4 protein-coding genes are annotated in these 4,798 nt (G+C 63.9%); all 4 read right to left on the bottom strand.

Going from position 1 to position 4,798, the window contains the following annotated elements:
* Positions 1–1,625, bottom strand: a 1,625-nt coding sequence (locus EOA38_RS28315) for a Na+/H+ antiporter (protein WP_127300781.1), incomplete at its 3' end; no start/stop codon positions are given.
* A 148-nt stretch (positions 1,626–1,773) separates the two neighbouring features.
* A complete protein-coding gene (locus EOA38_RS28310; protein ID WP_127300780.1) occupies positions 1,774–3,027 on the bottom strand; it encodes a L,D-transpeptidase family protein in 1,254 nt (417 codons plus the stop codon).
* A gap of 356 nt (positions 3,028–3,383) precedes the next feature.
* The gene (locus EOA38_RS28305) at positions 3,384–3,899 is read right to left on the bottom strand and encodes a MarR family winged helix-turn-helix transcriptional regulator (protein ID WP_126094237.1); all 516 of its coding nucleotides are present in this window, start codon (positions 3,897–3,899) and stop codon (positions 3,384–3,386) included.
* A gap of 402 nt (positions 3,900–4,301) precedes the next feature.
* Positions 4,302–4,724, bottom strand: a complete 423-nt coding sequence (locus EOA38_RS28300) for a DUF6163 family protein (RefSeq protein ID WP_126094238.1) — start codon at positions 4,722–4,724, stop codon at positions 4,302–4,304.
* Positions 4,725–4,798 lie beyond the last annotated feature (74 nt).

The following is a 4,798-nucleotide window of genomic DNA, read 5'->3' as shown; positions in this document are numbered from 1 at the left end:
CTCTTGAGCAGGGCTTCGGTCAGCGTGATCTCGGAAAGCAGCGCCCGCATCGTATGGTCGTTGATCTCGCGGCTGCGGAACATGGCGCGCACGGCGGCGCGCTCCGCCTCGATGCCGGCGTGCCTCAGCTCGAGTTCCAGCCGCCCGGCTTCACGAGCCTCGGCGCGCGCCTCTTCGGCCTCGTCGGACGCCGCGATGCGGCGTCGGTAGCCGGCAACGATGCTGTCGGCAACCGCGAGCCGGGCCTCGGCCACCTCGCCCTCTTCGCCGCCGTTGCCGGCGAGGCTCTCAATCCTGGCGATCGCCGCGCTGGCGGCGCCGACACGCGCCCGGCGTTCTTCGGCCGCGCCCGGATCCTCGCCCGGCTCGACCAGCCCGCGCGCGATCCTCGGCAAAGCGAGGCTGGCGATGACCAGCGAGCAGATGATGACGCCGGCGGCGAGAAAGATCACCACATCTCTGGCCGGAAAGGGCGAGCCGTCCCGCAGCGCGAGCGGCAGCGACAGGATGCCGGCCAGCGTGATCGCCCCGCGCACACCGGCCACCGACCCGGCAAGCCTGACACGGAAACCAAAGGGCTCGGCCTTGCGCTTGCCGAGCCGTGCGGCGATCCCAGTGGCCATGTCGCCGATCCAGATCCAGAGGAAGCGCAGGCCGATCAGGCAGAGCGTCAAAATGAGCACGGTCAGCGCCGGCTCGAACAGCCAGTGCCGGCTGGTGAGTTCCGGCGGAACCTTGCGGATGATGTCGGGAAGCTGCAGGCCAAGCAGGATGAAGAGAGCGCCGTTGAAGACGAAGGTCAGCGTCGACCACAGCGACATCGCCTGGATGCGCGCGGAGACCGCCAGATAGCGGAAAATGCCCGAGGTCCCGGTGAGCAGGCCGGCAGTGACCGCCGCCAGGATGCCAGAGGCGCCGGCATGCTCGGCGATGAGATAGGCGACGAAGGGCAGCAGGATCATCACCAGCACCTGCGCCTCCGCCGGCGCGCCACCGATACGGCCGAGGATCTGCAGCGCCTTGGCGGCGATGAACAGCGCCGCGATGCCGGCGAGAATGCCGGCCGCCGCGGCATAGAGAAAGCTCAGCGAGGCGGCGGCGAAGGAGAAGCTGCCGGTCAGCGCCGCCGCTACGGCGAAGCGGAACATGACCAGGCCGGAGGCATCGTTGAGCAGGGATTCGCCTTCCAATATATGCATCAGCCGCGCCGGAACGACGTTGCGGTCGACGATCGAGGACACTGCGACCGCATCGGTCGGCGACAGCACAGCGGCCAAAGCGAATGCAACCACGAGCGGGATGCTCGGCACCAGCCAATGCAGGGCGTAGCCGAAGCCGACAATGGTGAAGAAAACCAATCCGATCGCAAGATCGAGGATCGGCCCGCGCAGCTCGATCAGCTCCCGCTTCGGCGCCGCGAAGGCATCGCCGAACAGAAGCGGCGGGATGAACACCAGGAGGAACAGCTCCGGATCGATCTCGACATGCAGGCCGCGCGCCGGCCAGGCAAGGGCGGCGCCGATGGCGATCTGCAACACCGGCAGCGGCACCCGCACCAGCCGCATCAGCGCGCCGGAAAGCGCCACGAAAGCAAGCACGACGAGGATGAAGACGGCGACGTCCATGATGCGATTCCGGCTCCCAGGCCGACCATGCGCAATTGCCGGCGTCGCGTCCAGACAGGCGGCTGGGTATTGCTTTGCAGAACCAACGGCTGATCCAAACAAGAAAGGCCGCTTCTAGAGCGGCCTTTTCATATTTAATATCAGTCGCTTACAGCGCAGACGTGATCTGCAGCTCGCTGTTGCCGTCGAGGCCGTAAATGTCGTCGCGGAACTGCACGACGCCGGGCCCGGTCGACCACGCGGACAGATAGAGGAAGTGGACCGGCACCGGATTGACGACCTGAACCGGCGTGTTCTCGCCGGTCTTGATGGTGGCCTCGAAATGCTGGCGATCCCAGCCAGGCGTGTCGCGCAGGATCCAGGTGACGAGGTCGCGCACGTTCTGGACGCGCACACAGCCGGAGGAGTCGAAGCGCATCAGCTTGCCGAACAGGCTCTGCTGCGGCGTGTCGTGCATATAGACGCCGTCCGGGCTCGGGAAGTTGATCTTGACCGAGGCCATGGCGTTGCCGACGCCCGGATCCTGGCGGAAACGGTACTTGGCGGCATCGTCCGTCGACCAGTCGACGGTCATCGGATCGACCTCGCTGCCGTCCGGCGCGAACAGCCGGATGTGGCTCTCCTCGAGGTATTTGGGGTCCTTCCGCATCAGCGGAATGATGTCCTTGCGCACGATCGAGACCGGCGCGTTCCAGTACGGATTGACGATGATCTCGTTGATCTTGGAATTCACGATCGGCGTCTGGCGGTCGATCTTGCCGACGATCGCGGTGTGGCGAAGGACCACGCGCTCGTTCTCGACGGCCTCGATCTGCGCCGCCGGAATGTCGACCAGCACATAGCGGCTGCCGAGCGTGCCGGCCTTTTCCTTCAGGCGCTGCAGGTTGGTCTGCAGCTGGCCGAGCCGGATCTGCGCCGAGACGTTCATCGCCGCATAGGTGTATTTGCCCATCGCGCCATCGGCCGGCAGGCCGTGGCGAAGCTGGAAGCGCTTGACCGCCGAGTCGACATAGGAATCGAAGGCCGTAGAGATACCGGCGCTCTGCGACAGGTCGCCCGAGATCATCAGCCGCTTGCGCAGCGGCACGACGTCCGGATCGTCGACGCCGAGCTGAAGCTTCTTGGTTGCCGGAACCTGTTCCCAGCCGCCTTGGCCTACGATGTTCTGATACTGCGCCACCGCCTGCTCGGTGAAGGCGACGGTCTGCAGACTGAAGATCGGCAGCGTCGAGGCAACCTTGCCGGTCTGACTGGCGCGGGCATCGAACTGGTCGTCCCAGTTGCCGCGGGCCGAGGATTTCAGGATATCCCCGACCACATCCTGCGCGCTGGCATGGCCGGCGACAACAGCGGCGGCGAGCGCGGAGGCTCCGGTCAGGAAGAAACGGCGGCTGGTTCTCATGGACGTTCCAGACATTCTAGCTGTATCAAATCTCGCTCAGTTCGCTCTACCGGCGGGTTGCCCGCACTCTAAGGTTGGCAATCTTAACAATTAGCCAACCATGTCCCGCATCGTCCGGCCGCCAGAAACGCGCGGCCGCCGCGCCGGTTCCCATGAGCGCAGGGCATTGGCCCGCGGCATCACCCGTATTCTCGCTTTCACCGTGATTATGGCGGCAACGTGGCCTTGGTCCGCGATTTGCAGAAGGCGGGATCATGAAAGGAAAAGGACCGGTGCTTTTCGGCACCGGTCCCTGACAGTTCCCTCCGGCCTCGCTTCTTCGGCGCGACTTCAATGTCTCAAGCGCCGGAAGCGGCTTACATCCGGTAAGCGATGGTGTCGTTCCAGAAGCGGTCGAGACGCTGGAGCGCACGGTTCATCTGCTTGAACTCGTCGGTGTTGATGCCGCCGACCGCCTCGATCGAGCCGACATGGCGCTCGTAGAGACCGGCGACGACGTCGGCCACGTCGTTGCCCTTCGGCGTCAGCGAGACGCGGACCGAACGGCGGTCGATGCGCGAGCGCTGGTGGTTGATGAAGCCGAGGTCGACCAGCTTCTTCAGGTTATAGGAAACGTTCGAGCCGAGATAATAGCCACGCGAGCGCAGCTCGCCGGCGGTCAGCTCCGAATTGCCGATGTTGAAGAGCAGCAGCGCCTGGATGGCGTTGATGTCGGAGCGGCCGTTGCGGTCGAACTCGTCCTTGATCACGTCAAGCAGGCGGCGGTGCAGGCGCTCCACTAACTGCAGCGATTCCATGTACAGCGAACGGATCGCCTCGCGGCGGTCGTCGGAAACGTTGGCGGTCTTCGCCGCCGGACGCGAATTGATCATTGTCTTTGCCTCTCGTTTGTCGCCCGGTGATTTTTTGTTCTTCACCTTGATCGCGACACTATCGAATACTCATAAAATTCGACTTAAACGCCAGGGCTAACAAGAGCTTACCGGTAAGAGGTTTCGAAAGAGGCTTAACGAACGGTCACGCGAGCAAGAACAATTAACCTAAAGATTTAGCCAACGGTTTTTTGTGCAAATCGCCGACCCGAATTTAGGGCTGCGGAGCCGTCCGGCAAGCTAAAGCGCGTCGCGCAGAAGCGGACTCAGGCGACGCGCTTCAGGTCTTTGTCTGATGCATGTCGTTTTCCCGAAACCGCTGCCCACTTTCGGGCGACATGCATTTTCGTTGTGATGCATGTCGTTATCCCGAAACCGCTGCCCACTTTCGGGCGACATGCATTATTGCCTGAGCTGGCGCTTCTGCAGCCAGATTACCACGCGGAAGACGATGTAGAGCAGCGCCACGCAGGCATGCGAGATGACGATCAGCAGCCGGTGGCCGAAGAGGTCGGGAAAGCCGGCATACATCACGGTCTCGGTCGCCGCGCAGATGAACCAGATGACCGGGCCCCAGGAAGCGAGCATCCAGAGGCCCGCGGCGGCGAAGGGAAAGAAGACGGCAAGGGTCGTCGCGGCCACCTGCCAGTGCACCGGCATCAGGTCGAAGCGCCAGAGCTCACCGGGATAGATGCCGATCAGCCGGATCCAATAGAGAATGCCGAAGAGCAGGCAATAGCCGGCGATCACGCGCTGGAACCAGGCGAAGATGATCTCGGTGGTCGAGGGCTGCAGCACCACGCGCCTGGAGGTGACCTCGCTCACAGCTCGAGCTCCCGGGAGCCAAGCGACGCGAAATAGGCATCGACGTCGGCGGGGCTCACCGCGCCGAGGTCGGC

Origin of the sequence: Mesorhizobium sp. M1E.F.Ca.ET.041.01.1.1, assembly GCF_003997355.1 — a bacterium.
Taxonomy (GTDB): domain Bacteria; phylum Pseudomonadota; class Alphaproteobacteria; order Rhizobiales; family Rhizobiaceae; genus Mesorhizobium.
Note: the sequence above shows the minus strand (reverse complement) of the source record. Positions and strands in the feature narration are given on the sequence as shown.

Coding starts and splice junctions, on each gene's coding strand:
- EOA38_RS28310 (WP_127300780.1), bottom strand. CDS start 3,027: ATGAGAACCAGCCGCCGTTTCTTCCTGACCGGAGCCTCCGCGCTCGCC.
- EOA38_RS28305 (WP_126094237.1), bottom strand. CDS start 3,899: ATGATCAATTCGCGTCCGGCGGCGAAGACCGCCAACGTTTCCGACGAC.